Below are 16686 nucleotides of genomic sequence, written 5' to 3' on the forward strand. Positions count from 1 at the left end.
ATTGTCATTGATAATTATTAATTAATATATAAGGCATATTCAAATAAATAACTAGTCAGTATGCTAGCCTATTTTGAATCCTACTGCGTCAACAGAACCCTCAGATAGCCCACTATCATCAGAACCTGTTTCCTTGTATGATTCAAAATATTCGTCGCATCTTTGACTTACTATTTATTTTCACATGCCTAATTCCTAAATTAAACAGAAAAAATATCCTTTTTTATTATATCACCAATTCATATATATTTTAATATAAATTTTTTATATATAATTTCTACTTGCAAACGATTTGCAGCAAGGTATATAATTATTTTAGTTCTGTATCGATTTTTATAAATATCTATTATTTTTACAATAATTTGTTAATAATCTATATAGTTAATACATTTACTTTATATAACCCAATAACCTTAATGAATTTTCAGGAGGACATTTTATGATTGAAATAAAAAATTTATGCTTTTCCTATACTAAATCTTTGCCATATATTTTAAATAATATAAACTTAAATATAAAAAAAGGTTGCTATATTTCCATTTTAGGTGAAAATGGCAGCGGTAAAAGTACTCTCATGAAGCTGATACTTAATTTGCTAAAGCCTACTATAGGAACAATTGATATATCCACTAAAAAGATAGGTTATGTTCCTCAACTGCTAGAGAATTTTAATAGTTCCTTTCCAATAACCGTAGGTGAAATACTTAAATGTCATAGGTCAGCTCTAAAAATAAAGAATTCTAAATGTATAGATGAAACTCTTTCCATTGTTAAAATGAATAGTTTCAAAAACAACTTAATTGGCGAATTATCAGGGGGTCAAAAGCAGAAGGTATTTATTGCCAAAGCTCTTATGGGAGAACCTGAACTTATGATTTTAGACGAACCCTCCACTGGAATTGATATAAAAAGCCAGAGTGAGATATACTCTTTTGTGAAAAATTTAAATAAAGAAAAAGGAATAACCATACTTTCAGTAGAGCATAATTTACAGGCTGCCATTGAAAACTCAACTCATATATTTAAAATGGATAAAGGCAATGGATGTCTGTTAACTATAAATGATTACCTGAGAACTACTACGGAGGGTTTAGATAATGTTAGAAGTTTTTCATCTTAGTTTTATGCGAAATGCATTTATGGCAGCTATATTAGTATCTATACTATGTCCTTCCATAGGTGTATTTCTAGTTTTAAAAAGATATGCAATGGTAGGTGATACTCTTTCACATGCTTCTTTTGCTGGTGTCGCCATTGGTCTTGTATTTGGTCAAAGCCCTATAATATATGCCTTTATATTTACTTCTATCTGCGCTGTATTAATAGAACTTTTAAAAAACTATTATAAACAATATTCTGATTTAATATTACCAATTATACTTACCTTCTCTGTAGGGATTGCCATAACCCTTACCAGCAGCGGCAAGGCTCACGGCAATATTGAATCTTTCCTATTTGGAAGTATTCTTACTGTAGAAAAAAGCGACTTATACACTATTTTAATTTTAAGTATAATATGCGTCATTCTCTTAAAGGTATTATATGAAAAACTTGTATATATAACCTTCGATGAAAACGGTGCAAAGGTAGCCAATATAAATGTAAAACTTATAAATTATATATTTGCTCTTTTAGTTGGTGCTTCTATATCTGTTTCCATAAGAATAATAGGAATACTTGTAGTTTCTTCCATGGTGGCAGTTCCTGTAGCCACAGCTATGCAGCTTAATAGTAGCTTCAAGAAAACACTTATTTATTCCGTTATATTTGGATTTATAGATATAATTTTCGGTCTTATTCTGTCTTATTACCTCAATTGTGCACCAGGTGGAACAATTGCACTAACCTCAGTTTTTGTACTTGTTACTGTTCTTATAGTTAGAGTTTTTGTAAAAAAGAAAGCATAAATAATAAACCACAATGAAACTCCACTAATATCTATGTGAATTTCATTGTGGTTTTATTTTATATAAAATCCTATCATAGGTCACATACTTAAAAACATATTGCCAAATATATAAATTTGCTTTAAGCTAAAACAAATAATCCTTTCTTATTATTTGTTAAAATACTGATAATAATAACACTGAATTCTACCATTATAAAGCTTTCTATTTTTATCAGCTTTCTTGCCAAACAGCTTTTGAAAATCCTTATATGGGGTTATTACAAAAATAGACCAGTCATCAAGCTGTGAATATAATTTACCAAAGTCTCTATAAAGTTTTTCTAATTCCTTCTGTTCTCCCATTCTCTCTCCATAGGGTGGATTTGAAATAATATATCCGCATTTTTTCTTAGAAGAAAACTCATTCATAGGAAGCTTTTGAAAGGCTATAAATTCTGAAACTCCAGCCTTTTCTGCATTATCTTTAGCCGTTCTTAAAACCCAGGTATCTATGTCAGAGGCTAAAATTCTAAAATTTTCTTTATTAACTGCTTTTTTAGCACCTTCACGAACTTGATCCCACATTTTCTTATCAGCACCAGGCCAGGTTTCACATACAAAAGTTCTATTGAGTCCAGGTGCTATATTCTTACCTATCATAGCTGCTTCAATGGCAATTGTTCCTGAACCACAACAAACATCTGCAAGAGTCTTAGAAGCATCCCATTTACTTATAAGCACTAGAGCTGCTGAAAGAGTTTCTTTTAGTGGTGCACCACCTGAATTCTTTCTATAACCTCTCCTGTGAAGTCCTTCCCCAGAAGTATCTATAGTAAGAGTTACCATATCCTTTAGCAAGGCAACTTCTATTTTGTACTCTGGGCCATCCTCTGAAAACCAGTCTCTATTATATTTCTTTTTCATTGCCTCAACTACGGCCTTTTTAACTATAGATTGACAATCTGGTACACTAAATAGCTTTGACTTTATGGATTTTCCCACTATATGCATATTGCCATTTACAGGAATAATATCTCCCCAAGGTACTGACTTTGTTCCCTGAAAAAGTTCTTCAAAGGTTTCAGCTTTAAAATTTGCTACTTGTATTAAAATTCTCTCTGCAGTCCTAAGCCATATATTTGCAATGGCTATATCCATTTCATCTCCAGTAAAAGTAACTCTTCCGTCTTCTACCTTAAGTTCTTCATATCCAAGTCCTTTAAGCTCTTTTGCAGTAATTGCCTCTATTCCAAAGGTGGTAGTTGCTATTAAAGTATAATCCATATATTTTTCTCCTGTTAGTTTAAATTAAGCACACTAGAAATATGCCCTATGTATTTTTAAATGTGTTATTGATCCATCCAGCCCTTGCCCTTAAACCAAATATACATTATTACAGCTATTGCTGCCATTATTATCATTACTCCAAAGTAACCGTATTTCCAATCCAATTCGGGCATATATTTAAAATTCATACCATAAACTCCAGCAATAAAAGTTAAAGGAATAAATATAGTAGTTATAACTGTCAAAACCATCATATTTCTATTCATCTTAGCTGAATTTATAGATAAGTAATTATCTCTTATATCCGCTGTCATTTCTCTGCTGGACTCTATCATACTTGAAAGCTTTAAAAGATGGTCATATATATCTGAAAAATAGATTTTGTGATCATTGAAACTCTTTAACCTTTCAGAATTAAGTATCCTATATAACAAGTCCCTCATAGAATTTATGGTTTTTCTCAATACCAACAATTCTTTTCTTATCTCAAACACGTTACCTATTAAATCATATATAGACTTATCCTTTTCTTCATCTTCTATATTATCCAATACATCTTGAATTTTATATACTGACGGGAAAAAATTATCTACTACCTTATCTAATATCTGATGTGCAATATATGTTGTCCCATTTCCCCAATCCCCTTCATTTCTATTAGCTTTCTCCCAAGCTTCATCTAGTTCAATCAAAATGGATTTATGATAAGATACAACATATTTTTCACTTACAAAAACATCTACTTCTATTGGTTTCAAACTGTTTTTATCTAAAGCATTGAAAACAAAGAAATTATATTTATCATAATAATCCACTTTGGGACTATTTAAATTTGACATACAATCTTCTATGGCCAAGCTATGAAAATGAAAATAACTGCGAAGTAAATTGTCTTCAGTAGCTGTTGGATTATTAAAATCAATCCAATACCATTTAATATTTTCATTATCCAATTCCTGTAGGGTTAAATTATAAATGGGTTTTAAATCATTTGCAATAGCCAGTATTCTAAGCAATTGAATCCAACCTTTCTTCTTAATGGTTAAATATTATTATAATCAATATCCCTTATGATGATTTTTAAACAATTGAAAATTCACCCATTTATATAATATACTATTAAGGCTTTCTCCTCAATACAACATATAATACAGAATTAAACTAATATCTTACTTAATATTTCATCTTCATCAATAATTCTTTTAGCAATTTCTACATTTTCCTTAACATGAATATAGGTATATCTATTAGGTTTTATAGAGGGTGCAATTTCAACAGCCTTTTTAAAATCATCTTTTTTCATTTTTAAAGTGGCTACATAGTTAAAAAAACCAGTATCCTGTAACACTTTAGTAATTCTCTTATATCTGTGCTGCTGTACTTTTGACATTATATAAGTTGCTATTCCCACTTGAACTCCGTGAAGCTGAGGAACTGTTAAAAAACTATCTAATGCATGCGAAATCAAATGTTCTGCGCCACTTGCTGGTGAACTATTCCCTGCAATCTCCATGGATATTCCATTCATAGTTAAGGAATCTACTAATTCTTTTAAAAATAAGTCATCCTTTATAGTCTCAAACTCTGTTCTTACAAAACTATTTACAGCTTTTTTCGATATCATTACGGCGAAATCATCTACTACAGTCTTTTTATTATCTTCTTCAAATTTCCAATCATACAATGCAGTTATATTGGAAACTAGATCCCCTACTCCTGAATATATAAATTTTTCAGGTGCACCTTTTATTACATCAATATCTACTATTATTCCATAAGGTGTCTTTGCAGGCAGCGATGTTCTTTTACCCTTTAAAGTGAGAGAAGCTCCAGCACTGGCGAAACCATCATTAGAGGTAGAAGTTGGTATGCTTATAAAAGGTAATTTTCTTAAAAAAGCCATATACTTTACTGCATCAATTGCCTTTCCTCCACCAACTCCAATTAATAAATCTACATCATTTGGTATCTCAAAGGCCTGTATACCTATTCCTTCAAAGTCTATATTTGTAACTTCTCCTATACTTGATATATCTATTCCCACATTTAATATTGATTTTTCTATTTTCTTTCCAAACAGTTCATATATACCTTCACCAAAGTATATAGACACTCTTTTAAACATACATTTTTCTATTATACTTCCTATATACTCTATGTTTCCCTTTCCAACTTCCAGTATAGATGGAATAGCTATTCTATGGGTACTTCCCTTCATTTGTTCCACCCCTTTATATATTTTTCTACCGTTGGCCATATCTCACTAAAATTTTTAAATTCAATGCACTCTTTATTTTCTTTTTTCAATAAATCAACTAAAACATCTTTGGCAAAGACTACATCTGCCAAAAGAGCTGCCTTTAAATCTGGCTCTGTATCTCCAGCATAAAAAATCTTATCATATTTTTGTTTTAATTTTTTTACTACCTTTAGCTTATCAATTCCATATATCTCAGAATAAAATTCACTTTTTTCATCTAATACAAAATGTATTCCTTTATCTTTGTAAATAGCCTCATTAGAGTATATATCAACATCTTTAATTTCATTCTTATCAAATATTTTGTTAATGTAATAGCTAGTTCCAGCACTGATAACTACAAAATCTCCATCTGCTGCTTTAATTTTCTTTATAAATTCACCTGCATAAGGGTCAAATGAAATTCTCATTATGTCTTCATCTATTTCTTTTTCATTTCTTCTTATATTTTTGAAGACATATCCTAAATAATCTACATCTTTTATTTTTTTACTTCTCCAATCCTTATACATCTGTGTACATTCATCTTTTAGGTACTCATCCATTATTATTTTATAAAAATCCTTTTCAGTTAATGTTCCATCAAAATCCGATATAAATGCAAAGTTTAACATAACATCCTCTCCTCGTATAATAAGTTTATAGTCAGTTAAATAACTGTTATAGACTTATTTATTTTTTATATTTTGTATAGATTAAGAAAGCATCTCTATTTTTCTAATGGGGATTCTCCCAATTCAATATTGCTGATTCTTTAACTTTCAAATCTATACATTTTAACTTACTATTTATCAAAGGATTTCCTAATGCTAAAATAGTCCTTATGGAACTTTAGCAAAGGTTACTGCATTATCTCTCCTGCAAAACTTATTGTTATTGCCTAGAAAGCTTGCAGCCTGACCAAAGTATCATATTCTGCTTACACAAATGTTGCATATCCTTTCGTAGCCACCAGCAAGGTTTTTCGTCTGGATAAATGCTAATTACGCGAGGTTGCAGTCAGTACTTTGGATTAGGATAATTCCTTTCTAATTTCCTCATTATTTTTGAAAGGTGGTGATTTCATGAAGAAATTAGATTACTTATCAACTCTATTTGTTGGTATCGATATTGGTGCGAGACAAAATGTTGTCTCTGCTATTAATTTTGATCAAGAATTCTTGATTAAAATGGAGCCTGTTCCTAATACACAATTTGGTGCAGAACAATTAGAATCCATGCTTGTTAAAGTGTTAGAAAAGAACACTTTTAAAACTGTAATAATCGGCTTAGAATCTACTTCCTTTTACGGAGTACATATTGCCAATTTTTTATCTTCAAGTGAAAGACTTATGCCTTACAAGCCTTATGTTTACTGCTTAAACCCTAAGGAAGTTGCTAACTACAAAGATTCCTTCAATTCTCTTGATAAAAATGACAGCATTGACTCTTTTGTTATTGCTGATTTTGCAAGAGTTGGCAGAATTCATACTGAACCCTGGCGGGGTTCTCAATATCTTGCTCTGCAAAGACTTACAAGACACAGGCTTCATATTGTTGAATGCTTAACCAGAGAAAAGACTTACATGTTATCCAATGTATTTCTCAAGTTTAGTGAATTTGCTTTGTTACAGGGTGATGATCATCCTTTTTCTGATAAATATGGTGCTACTGCGTCATCTATATTGACAGATTTTCTTTCTTCTGAAGATATTGCAAATACTTCAATTGAAGATCTTGTTGACTTCGTCAATAAAAAAAGTCGCAAGCGGATTTCCAATCCACAGATGACTGCTGAAATTCTGCAGCAGGCTGCACGTAATTCATACCGCCTTGATAAATGTTTGTATGAGCCTTTAACAACCTCAATTGCCTGCTCTTTTAATTGTATTCAGGCTTTTGAGAAAGAACTTAAAGCTATTAACAAGGCTATTGAAAAAGCAGTTATGGGAATGAACCCCGTTGAATACCAAATTTTAATGTCAATACCTGGGTTCGGCCCTGTTTACTCTAGTGGCATTCTTTCAGAATTAGGTAGTGTTCATGCTTTCCCTAATAACAATGCCATTGCTAAATACGCTGGCATCGTATGGAAGGAAAATCAATCTGGTGGTTTTAAGGCTGAAAACACACCAATGAACAAAGCAGGCAACCGTTATTTGCGCTATTATCTGATAGAAGCTGCTGGAAGTATCGTAAGATATATTCCTGAATATCAAGAATTCTATCAGAAGAAATTTGCTGAAGTAACTACACATCAGCATAAACGAGCACTCGCACTAACATCTCGTAAATTGATTCGTTTGATTTTTGGATTGCTGGCTAAAAATCAACTCTACTCTTCAAATAGGGTAGATAAATAAATAGTTTTGCGAACATACGTTCTAAGTTTGACGTATGCTTGTTAAGGTTACCCATTTTTTTCAAAATCATTTCTTTTTCTTTTCATTTTGTTCTTGACATATTACCAAATTGCTTTAAGTTATTTTGTCTACTATTGTAATTTTTATTTATTCTATCAAATAAATTTTGCTATGGACTCAATTATCATTGCAGCTGGCACAAGCAGCAGCTGTGCTAGAATTGTACCTAGTATAAGTCCAAAAACTATGAAAATTATACATCTACTGAATTGAAGCTCACTGCATTCTCCTCTTATGACATCATCTGTCAGCATAGACGTATAGGGATCTATAAATATAGTTATAAGTATGGTTGATGACCCATTTATGACTGGTGCTAAATTGCTGCAGGTAGTTCTAAGGTCGGGATTTAAACATCCAGCATAAAGGGCTGCCACTACACCTACAGTAGAAATTGAGCAAGCCATTATATTTAATATTATAATCTTTTTAGGAATCCTTCTTAAACTTTTTAATTGAGATATATTTTCCCTTTTAGGTTTAGATATACTTTTTTTAAACTGCTCTATTCCAGCTTTAGAAAAACTATGTACTAATAGTTTCGGTACAGATTTATACACACTAAAGCTATTGACAGTTTTACTGAATAATTTTATAAAAGTTGGCATTAATATAGCTCCTACTATGGCTCCTATAGTAGACAAGGCTAATATCCATCTAAAAACATACAAAAATTCACCAGCTCGACCTACCCTTATACTTTCTTCTATGCTTTTAGACAATAGGGGAGCTTGAATTGTATTAGCAGTCCTAGCTATTAGAGAGAATATATTAAACACAGCAAAAGAAATTGCTATTCTTCCAGTCTTTATTCCAACAATTCTCACAGAATAGGATAGGGTGGATACTATATATATGACAAAAGTCAATATGAGCACAATAACTATGGCTACAGGCATTTGAGCACCTCCTAAATATTATCTCTTAAGCATTATCAGCTAAATAATAACACAAATATACCGGTTACTCCTTTGATACTTCCCTATAATATAATTCTATATTTTATATGAAAATCCTTTAAAATAAAATAATGCAAAAGTATATTCTATACTCTTGCATCTAAAAATCCATATAAACAGAGTTCTAAGTTTCAGATGGAATTTTTTTCTCCAGCTGAAACTTAGAACTCGTTATCCAGGGACGTAGCAGCCGTTATCTCCCACTTTGATAGAAGATGGGAGTATTACGGGTGGTAGTCATCGGATAAATTAATTTATCCCCTTTGAATTCATATAATCAAATATCTCTCTAAACAAATCCTTCGCCACAGGAGCCGCGGTTTGTCCAGCATAATACTTAGATTGATCTGGTTCATCTATAGATATAAGCATAGTAATCTTAGGATCGTTTTCTGGCGCCATACCAGCAAAGGAAGACATATATTTCCCCGGTGCGTAACCTCCTGTAGGGCTTGATTTTTGAGCTGTTCCAGTTTTTCCTGCTATATCAAGTCCAGGAACTTCAGCAGCAGATCCAACTCCATCAGTAACAACCTTTCTTAAATATGTCCTCAAAGTGCTGGCAATATTGGGATCAAGTATCTTTTTCTCTCCTAAGTTATTATATGTAGTATCCACAATTTGCTTGTTATTGCTATCTGTATGCACAATCTCCTTCATTACATGAGGTCTAATCCAAGTTCCACCATTTGCCACAGAATTAAAAGCAGCCAAATATTGTACAGCACTTACTGAAATACCTTGTCCAAAAGATATAGTTGCTAGATCAACCTTATTTACATTTTTAATAGGTGGCACTATTCCAGTGGACTCGCCAGGTAAATCTACACCAGTTTTCTGACCAAAGCCAAACAAATTTATATACTTAAATAACTTATCTTTACCTAACAATTCTGTACCAAGCTTTACAAAACCAACATTACTGGAATTTTTGATTATATCCTGAAAAGTTTGTAATGGAAATCCTGCTGGATTCCATTCATTAATACGTTTACCATCTACAATTACATATCCAGGATCAGGAAATCTAGTGGCATCATTTACAACATTTTCTGCCATTGCAGCATAGGAAGTTATTACTTTAAATATGGAGCCAGGCTCAAAGGTGTTTTGTACTGCATTGTTTTTCCAAGATGCAGCAATCTGCTCTCCAGTCTGGTTTTTGGCCCCATTAGGATTATTTGGATCATAATCTGGTTTATTTACCATGGCTAGTATTTCACCATTTTTAGGATTCATGACTGTAATTGTAACTGATTTTGCCTTATTATCTATTAAAGCCTTCTGTGCTGCTTGTTCTGCATATAATTGTATTGTCTGATCAATAGTCAAGACTAAATCCTTACCATTCACAGGAGCAATGTATTGCGAATTCTCATAAGGAAGCTGATTGCCTCGATTGTCAGTTTCCAAAATTTTCTGTCCTGGAATTCCAGCTAATTCTTTATTATAGCTTAATTCCACTCCTGAAACACCATTTCCATCTGAATTTGTATATCCAAGAGTACTGGCAAGAAAATTATTATTTTTGTAAACTCTTTTTGAATCATTGGATATTATAAAACCAGATATATTTAATGCCTTAATTTTATCAGCCTGAGTTTTATCTATTTTTCTTGCAAGAGTAGCAAATTTAACAGGCATACCTTCAGGAGACTTTAAATATAATATATTAGACACCTGTTTAACAGGCATACTTAATATAGTTGATAATTCATTAGATAGCTGGTCCATACCTATTGACTTAATTTTTAAAGCTTGCCTTAATGTATTCATATCTATATCAACTCTATATGCTTCCGCGCTTACAACAAACTCATTATCGTTTCTATCAAGTATACGGCCTCTCTCTGCTGGAACGGTTATCTGGCTTGTCCATTGTTGTAGAGCCTTAACTTTATAAAATTTAGAATCAGTAACCATAAGATAAAATAATCTTCCTATTACCAATATAAACACTAATCCAAATAACATAAATACACCCAAAAGTCTTTTATTTATAAGAATTTTGGTGCTACTTTTTTTTACTTTCAGTATACTCACTACCTTCCATGAATTATTACTTTAACCTTTTTCAGCTTCTATTATTACATCTCTATGTAGAGTATCAATGAATCTTACTTAGTGGGAGTTTGTATTCCCACTAAGTTTAGATGAATTATCCAGGAACGTGTAGCTGTTATCTCCACCTTCAGAAGGTGGAGTATTACAGCTACTAGATATCGGATAAATATTATATATGTTTTACTCTGCAACACATATATATTAAAATTCTATTATAGATATCCAATTTCATAATTAAACATTGTTTTAAGCTACAAGGCTTTTTAATTTTATATATTAAAACATAAATTTATATATCAAGTTGTTTATCTATATTAAAATTACACTATATTAATAAATAATGATATCACATATATGTTAAAATTTAAAGTGTCATTTGTAGACTAAATCTTACAAATATATGAATAAGTATTTAATTTTTATTATTATTTTTAACTTTACCTACCATGAAAATTGTTAGTGGAATAAATACCAAAGCTGCTATAAAAAATGCATTGGCAAGTCCAAATTTTTCTCCTATAAAGCCTACTGCTGGGAAAATGGTAACCATAAATATACTAAAGCATAAAGAATCAAAAGATAATATAGTTATAAAAAATGAAATAAGCCTAACAAATCTAAATATTGATTTATAGGCTTACAGGAGTGTACATCCAATACATTTAAAAAATTCAACTAAAAAGCTCTATGGTATAAAACCACAGAGCTTGAAAACCTATATTATTTAGCTTTAACTAGTTTTAAAGCCCTTTCAACAATATTATCTACAGTAATTCCAAATTCTCTATACAATATATCTCCTGGTGCAGATGCTCCAAAATGGTCTATAGCCACTATATCTCCATCTAAGCCCACATACTTGTGCCATCCAAAGGATGCTGCTGCCTCTACTGCAATTCTATTTCTCACCTTCTTAGGAAGAATACTGTCCTTATAGTCCTCATCCTGCTTATCAAATATTTCTAAACAAGGCATACTTATTACTCTGGCAGCTATACCTTTTTCCTCCAATAATTTTGCTGCTTCATAAATGTATTCCACTTCCGAACCTGTTGCCATAAGAATAATATCCGGTGTTTCCTTAGAACTTTCTTTTAATATATATGCTCCCTTTAATGCATTCTTTGAACTCTCTTCATATAGAGGAAGGTTCTGCCTTGAAAGTATTAAAGCCGTTGGCCCATCGGTTCTGCTAATAGCTGAATACCAAGCTGCAGCTGTTTCCTTAGAATCTGCTGGCCTAAATACATGGAAATTAGGTATACTTCTTAAAGCAGCTAATTGCTCTATTGGCTCATGTGTTGGTCCATCTTCTCCAACACCAATACTATCATGAGTTAGTACATATACTACAGGAAGCTTCATTAATGCTGAAAGTCTCATTGCACCCTTCATGTAATCACTAAATACAAAGAAGGTTGAGACAAAAATTTTAAGTCCTCCATGTAATGCTATACCATTTCCAATAGCTGCCATAGCATGTTCTCTAACTCCAAAATGAAGATTTGCACCACTTTTATCTTCTTTAGAAAAATCTCCCCTATCCTTCATATAAGTTTTAGTTGAAGGAGATAAGTCTGCAGAACCACCTATTAAATTTGGTACAAATTTAACAAGTCTATTTATAATCTCACCAGAGGAAACTCTTGTAGCCGATTTACCTTGAAATTTCCAAAAATCCTCTTCCTCTAAAATATCTGATGCAATACTATCTGAATACCATATTTCCCAATCATCTGCCAGCTGTGGATATTCTTTTTTATAATTCTCAAAAAGCTTGTTCCATTGAATTTCTTTTTCTTCTCCAGCTTTTTGTAATGTTTCCATATGTGATCTTACTTCCTTTGAAACATAAAATTCCCCTTCACCTTTCCAGTTCAAAAATTCTTTTGTTTTCTTTATGTTTTCTTCACCTAAAGGCTCACCATGGGCACCTGCAGTACCTTGCTTTGGAGATCCATATCCAATTTGTGTTTTTACTATTATAATGGTTGGTTTGCTATCTTCAGCTTTTGCGGTTTCAATAGCCTTTGTAATAGAGTGAATGTCATTTCCATCTTCAACCCTTATAACCTGCCAATCATAGGCTTCATACCTTTTAGCTACATCTTCTCTAAAGGCAATATCAGTACTTCCTTCTATTGATATATTATTAGAATCATACAATACTATAAGTTTACCAAGTCCTAAGGTACCCGCTAAAGAAGCTGCTTCACTTGAGATTCCTTCCATCATGCAGCCGTCGCCAGACAGAGCAAAGGTATAATGGTCTACTACTTTGTAATTGGGCTTATTAAATTTACTTCCTAGATATTGCTCAGCTATAGCCATACCTACTCCATTGGCTATTCCTTGTCCAAGTGGCCCTGTAGTAACTTCAACCCCCACTGTATGACCGTATTCAGGATGACCTGGTGTCTTACTTCCCCATTGCCTAAAATTCATTAAATCATCTACACTAAGACCGTATCCAAATAAATGAAGTAAGGAATATAACAGCATGGAACCATGCCCTGCTGAGAGTATAAATCTATCTCTATCTACCCAATTTGGATTTTTGGGATTATGCTTCATTTCTTTACCCCATAGAGCATAGGCCATTGGAGCTGCTCCTAAAGGTAATCCTGGATGTCCTGAATTTGCCTTTTGAACTCCTTCTGCTGATAATATCCTTATAGTATTTACTACTTGTTGATCTAAATTGTTCATTATCTTCCGCCACCAAGAATCTATAAAACTTCATAAATATACTATATATGTCTATAAATTTGGTAACTCCCTCCTCTTTTATCTGTCTTGTATTATTAATACTGTCTTCAAAAAGTTTTAACTTCTTATTTGCCTTTTATGCTGACTATTATAAAAATTAAAATTCTCTTTATATACTACCTAAAATTACTGATTATTGAAATAGATTTTTAAATTTTTTAAGATATTTTTAGTTATATCTTTTTAATATGTGTATTTATTTGTATTCATACATCTCCATAAAAATAAATAATTTCATTGCTCTACTATATTTAATTACCTCATTCCAGATTACTATGCCCTTGTAAAGGCAGAACTATTATTTCCATTTTTCAAATATTTGATCATTTAAAACCTTATTCCTATATTAATATTTATGAATAAGTATTACAACTTTAATAGAATATCTATTTTTTAAATTTTCAAATATTTTATAATTTTACATGTAAACCATTAAATATTTTATGTAAATATTTTACTTGTATACTGTTTAATAGGTATTTATTTTTTTCTTTATTGTGTTTTGTTATAAATTATATCATTATACCTATAAAATTTGTTTTTATATAATTATAAACTTATTAATTTTGTATTTACAGAATTATATATCTTTTAAATCAATTATGTAAAATTTTTAATTAAAAATGCACAAAACTGCAAGTTATGTTATTGACACTTTCATTTATATTTATTTATATCCATACAATACAATTTATAATTTTGTAATAAAACATTATAAAAATTTATATAACTATAAATAAACCAACAATTAATAATAAAATATTCAATATTAATTTATTATATTAGCAAGTCTATTCATTAAATTTCAACAAATTTCAGTTTAAATCTTCAGTTATTTTGCAATTTATTGCATTAAATTAATCAAAAGTTCTTGATTTTAAAAATCAAATAAAATATAATTGATTTAACAAGTTATCCCGTAATACATTATTTATTTTATATAATGTTTTAACACGTTTTAATCAGGTTAATTTCATTATATATATATTTACATTTATTTTATTTTACATATAGTAACATTCTATAATTATTTAATAATATAAATTTAGATATAACATTACAAAACTTAATATCAATTATTGAAATTTCAAAAATTCAATATACGAATATATCATATTTAATAAAGGAGGTTATTATGAAAACTATAAACAAAGTAAATATAAAGCAAGACCCAACAATTTTACTTTCAGATTCAGTTACGGATACACATACTAAAATAAAGCAAAAAAAAAATTATCTTCTTATAGGCTTAGTGCTATTACCAATATTGGCCTTCATTATATCTTTTAGTGTTGGAAGATATTCTATTCCAATATCTACACTTTTTGATATTTTCTATTCTAAGCTGTTCGGATTGAGTATACACTACCCTGATACCCTGCTTACAGTGCTGTTCAAAGTTAGAATTCCAAGAATTCTTGCAGCTATGATGGTAGGTGCAGCCCTTTCTGTGTCAGGTGCAACTTATCAGGGCCTATTTAAAAATCCTATGGTATCTTCAGATATTCTAGGTGCTTCAGCCGGTGCTGGCTTTGGAGCTGCCATCGCCATTCTTTTTTCTTTTAATCTCATAGAGGTACAAATATGTTCCTTCGTATTCGGACTAATTGCTGTATTTTTAACTTATTTCATAAGTTCTGCAATAAGCAGCGAAGACAACGGAGTGCTAACTCTAGTACTTACGGGTATGGTAATTGCTGCTCTCTGTTCAGCCTTTATATCCTTAATAAAATATGTAGGTGATCCATACAATAAGCTTCCTGAAATAACTTTTTGGCTCATGGGTGGTCTGTCCTCTGTAACTACTAAAAATGTTTTATTTATGATTATTCCAATGGTTTTTGGATTAGTTCCAATAATTCTTTTAAGATGGAATCTAAATGTCCTTTCTCTCGGTGAAGAAGAAGCAAGATCTCTTGGTGTAAATACTTCAAGACTTAGAATTATAATGATACTGTGTTCAACACTAATGACTGCTGCTTCAGTTTCCATAGGTGGAATGATTGGATGGGTAGGACTTATTATTCCTCACCTTACAAGAATGATTGTAGGTCCTAATTATAAAATTCTTCTTCCTGCAACTATACTTATAGGAAGTTCCTATCTACTGCTAGTAGATGATGTTGCAAGAAGTCTGTTTTCTATGGAAATTCCCCTAGGAATACTTACTTCATTAATAGGAGCACCATTTTTTATATATCTATTATTAAAAGGAAGGAGAGGTTGGATATGATATTAGAAATAAAAGATGCAGCTTGTGGTTACGGTTCAAGAACAGTAATAAGTGGTTTATCCTTAAATGTACATTCTGGTGAAATTCTATGCATCCTTGGCCCAAATGGCGTAGGTAAGACTACATTTTTTAAAACTATTTTAGGCTTTTTAAAAATTCAAGGTGGAGAAATCAGTATTGATGGTGATAATATACACAATTGGTCACGAAAAAAGTTAGCTAAAGTCATTGCCTATGTACCTCAAGCTCACACTCCCCCATTCCCATTTTTAGTTAAGGATGTAGTAACTATGGGAAGAACTGTTCATCTGGGAACCTTTGCCTCACCATCTAAAAATGATGTAGCTATAGCAGAAAGAGCTATGGAACTCCTTGACATATCCTATTTAAAAGACAGAATATACACAGAAATAAGCGGTGGAGAAAGACAAATGGTTCTCATAGCAAGAGCTTTAACTCAAGAACCTGACTTTTTGATTATGGATGAACCTACTTCTAATTTGGATTTTGGTAATCAGATAAGGGTTCTAGAACAAATAAACAGACTTTCTGAAACTGGTCTTGGAATTATTATGACTTCTCATTTTCCAGATCATGCTTTTCTCTGTTCCAGTAAAGTAGCCTTATTTCAGCGAAATAATAATTTTATTGTAGGTTATTCTGACGATGTAGTAACAGAGGAAAATCTCAAATCTGCCTATGGAGTTAATGTAAAAATTGCTACTACAATTGATAAAGATGGCAGCGTTATTAAGTCCTGTGTACCTTTGTTATCATAAAGTTAAAACTATCGTTTTATAATGAATAGCTTTATATTTGTTTAA

The 16686-nt window shown here is 31.3% G+C and carries 13 protein-coding genes; 6 read left to right on the forward strand and 7 right to left on the reverse strand.

Annotation, left to right across the window (positions count from 1 at the left end):
- Nucleotides 1-439 precede the first annotated feature (439 nt).
- Both CLOPA_RS20695 and CLOPA_RS20700 read left to right on the forward strand, forming a co-directional pair.
- Nucleotides 440-1120: a metal ABC transporter ATP-binding protein gene (locus tag CLOPA_RS20695; RefSeq protein ID WP_015617376.1), complete on the forward strand. Its 681-nt coding sequence runs from the start codon at nt 440-442 to the stop codon at nt 1118-1120.
- Nucleotides 1098-1907, forward strand: a complete 810-nt coding sequence (locus CLOPA_RS20700) for a metal ABC transporter permease (protein ID WP_015617377.1) — start codon at nt 1098-1100, stop codon at nt 1905-1907. The genes CLOPA_RS20695 and CLOPA_RS20700 overlap by 23 nt, the downstream gene beginning before the upstream one ends.
- 149 nt (nt 1908-2056) lie before the next feature.
- Here the strand turns inward: CLOPA_RS20700 and CLOPA_RS20705 are convergent, their stop codons facing one another.
- From CLOPA_RS20705 to CLOPA_RS20720, 4 genes are all read right to left on the reverse strand, one after another.
- Nucleotides 2057-3172 (reverse strand): THUMP domain-containing class I SAM-dependent RNA methyltransferase, encoded by a 1116-nt coding sequence (locus CLOPA_RS20705; RefSeq protein ID WP_015617378.1) that lies wholly within the window; start codon nt 3170-3172, stop codon nt 2057-2059.
- Between the two features lie 65 nt (nt 3173-3237).
- Nucleotides 3238-4191: a magnesium/cobalt transporter CorA gene (gene corA, locus CLOPA_RS20710; protein ID WP_015617379.1), complete on the reverse strand. Its 954-nt coding sequence runs from the start codon at nt 4189-4191 to the stop codon at nt 3238-3240.
- Between the two features lie 140 nt (nt 4192-4331).
- The gene (locus tag CLOPA_RS20715; RefSeq protein ID WP_015617380.1) at nt 4332-5393 is read right to left on the reverse strand and encodes an iron-containing alcohol dehydrogenase family protein; all 1062 of its coding nucleotides are present in this window, start codon (nt 5391-5393) and stop codon (nt 4332-4334) included.
- On the reverse strand, nt 5390-6049 hold the full coding sequence (locus tag CLOPA_RS20720) for an MtnX-like HAD-IB family phosphatase (protein WP_015617381.1): 660 nt from the start codon (nt 6047-6049) through the stop codon (nt 5390-5392). Before CLOPA_RS20720 ends, CLOPA_RS20715 begins: the two co-directional genes overlap by 4 nt.
- A gap of 450 nt (nt 6050-6499) precedes the next feature.
- Here CLOPA_RS20720 and CLOPA_RS20725 point away from each other — a divergent pair, with 450 nt between their 5' ends.
- Nucleotides 6500-7777 (forward strand): IS110 family transposase, encoded by a 1278-nt coding sequence (locus CLOPA_RS20725; protein WP_015613850.1) that lies wholly within the window; start codon nt 6500-6502, stop codon nt 7775-7777.
- A 155-nt stretch (nt 7778-7932) separates the two neighbouring features.
- On the opposite strand, the gene CLOPA_RS20730 is transcribed toward CLOPA_RS20725, so the two are convergent.
- Both CLOPA_RS20730 and CLOPA_RS20735 read right to left on the reverse strand, forming a co-directional pair.
- Entirely contained in the window at nt 7933-8736 is an 804-nt protein-coding gene (locus tag CLOPA_RS20730; protein ID WP_015617382.1) for a lipid II flippase Amj family protein, read from the reverse strand.
- A 309-nt stretch (nt 8737-9045) separates the two neighbouring features.
- Nucleotides 9046-10839, reverse strand: a complete 1794-nt coding sequence (locus tag CLOPA_RS20735; protein WP_015617383.1) for a stage V sporulation protein D — start codon at nt 10837-10839, stop codon at nt 9046-9048.
- 467 nt (nt 10840-11306) lie between these two features.
- On the opposite strand from CLOPA_RS20735, the gene CLOPA_RS20740 reads away from it, so the two are divergent.
- On the forward strand, nt 11307-11495 hold the full coding sequence (locus CLOPA_RS20740; protein WP_015617384.1) for a hypothetical protein: 189 nt from the start codon (nt 11307-11309) through the stop codon (nt 11493-11495).
- A gap of 85 nt (nt 11496-11580) precedes the next feature.
- Here the strand turns inward: CLOPA_RS20740 and tkt are convergent, their stop codons facing one another.
- A complete protein-coding gene (gene tkt, locus CLOPA_RS20745; protein ID WP_015617385.1) occupies nt 11581-13569 on the reverse strand; it encodes a transketolase in 1989 nt (662 codons plus the stop codon).
- 1195 nt (nt 13570-14764) lie between these two features.
- Between tkt and CLOPA_RS20750 the strand changes: the two genes are divergently transcribed.
- Together CLOPA_RS20750 and CLOPA_RS20755 are read left to right on the forward strand one after the other, a co-directional pair.
- On the forward strand, nt 14765-15862 hold the full coding sequence (locus tag CLOPA_RS20750) for a FecCD family ABC transporter permease (protein ID WP_015617386.1): 1098 nt from the start codon (nt 14765-14767) through the stop codon (nt 15860-15862).
- Nucleotides 15859-16641 (forward strand): ABC transporter ATP-binding protein, encoded by a 783-nt coding sequence (locus CLOPA_RS20755; protein WP_015617387.1) that lies wholly within the window; start codon nt 15859-15861, stop codon nt 16639-16641. The genes CLOPA_RS20750 and CLOPA_RS20755 overlap by 4 nt, the downstream gene beginning before the upstream one ends.
- Nucleotides 16642-16686 lie beyond the last annotated feature (45 nt).

The sequence above is a fragment of the Clostridium pasteurianum BC1 genome (assembly GCF_000389635.1).
GTDB lineage: Bacteria > Bacillota > Clostridia > Clostridiales > Clostridiaceae > Clostridium_I > Clostridium_I pasteurianum_A.

Coding starts and splice junctions, on each gene's coding strand:
- CLOPA_RS20695 (WP_015617376.1), top strand. CDS start 440: ATGATTGAAATAAAAAATTTATGCTTTTCCTATACTAAATCTTTGCCA.
- CLOPA_RS20700 (WP_015617377.1), top strand. CDS start 1,098: ATGTTAGAAGTTTTTCATCTTAGTTTTATGCGAAATGCATTTATGGCA.
- CLOPA_RS20705 (WP_015617378.1), bottom strand. CDS start 3,172: ATGGATTATACTTTAATAGCAACTACCACCTTTGGAATAGAGGCAATT.
- CLOPA_RS20715 (WP_015617380.1), bottom strand. CDS start 5,393: ATGAAGGGAAGTACCCATAGAATAGCTATTCCATCTATACTGGAAGTT.
- CLOPA_RS20720 (WP_015617381.1), bottom strand. CDS start 6,049: ATGTTAAACTTTGCATTTATATCGGATTTTGATGGAACATTAACTGAA.
- CLOPA_RS20725 (WP_015613850.1), top strand. CDS start 6,500: ATGAAGAAATTAGATTACTTATCAACTCTATTTGTTGGTATCGATATT.
- CLOPA_RS20730 (WP_015617382.1), bottom strand. CDS start 8,736: ATGCCTGTAGCCATAGTTATTGTGCTCATATTGACTTTTGTCATATAT.
- CLOPA_RS20740 (WP_015617384.1), top strand. CDS start 11,307: ATGAAAATTGTTAGTGGAATAAATACCAAAGCTGCTATAAAAAATGCA.
- tkt (WP_015617385.1), bottom strand. CDS start 13,569: ATGAACAATTTAGATCAACAAGTAGTAAATACTATAAGGATATTATCA.
- CLOPA_RS20750 (WP_015617386.1), top strand. CDS start 14,765: ATGAAAACTATAAACAAAGTAAATATAAAGCAAGACCCAACAATTTTA.
- CLOPA_RS20755 (WP_015617387.1), top strand. CDS start 15,859: ATGATATTAGAAATAAAAGATGCAGCTTGTGGTTACGGTTCAAGAACA.